Source organism: Arthrobacter sp. Y3225116 (genome assembly GCF_059091245.1).
Genome location: NZ_JBNHGL010000580.1, coordinates 1 through 376 on the forward strand (window position 1 = coordinate 1; position 376 = coordinate 376).

Below are 376 nucleotides of genomic sequence, written 5' to 3' on the forward strand. Positions count from 1 at the left end.
GTCGTCGGCGGCGGTGCGGGTATGGAGCACGACGCCGGCCGGCTTGGCTTCCAGCCGGGTGCCCGGATGGGCGGCCACTACGTTTTCGACGACGGCGGTGGCCGCCGCCAGCGCCTGCTGCTGCGCGTCGTCCAGCACCAAGGGAGGGCTGTCCGGTCCGGTGAAGACCTCGCCGCCGTGCGAGCCGATGAGCAGGGTCCGGTCGTCCGGGGAGGCGACGGCGCGCAGGCTGGCCAGCGCCCGGCCGGAGATGAAGGCGGTGGACGTCCCCGGCAGCGCCGCCAGCGCGGCCACGGCGGCTGCCGAGGCCGGCAGGGGACGGGCGTCCTCGGCCCGCGGCACGATCGGCGCCAGCACGCCGTCGAAATCCAGCGCC

Annotated in this window: 1 protein-coding gene; it reads right to left on the bottom strand. The window is 76.6% G+C overall.

Going from position 1 to position 376, the window contains the following annotated elements:
* Positions 1 to 376 (bottom strand): trehalose-phosphatase (locus AC5RV2_RS19055; RefSeq protein ID WP_494093625.1); only part of this gene is annotated, 376 nt, incomplete at both ends.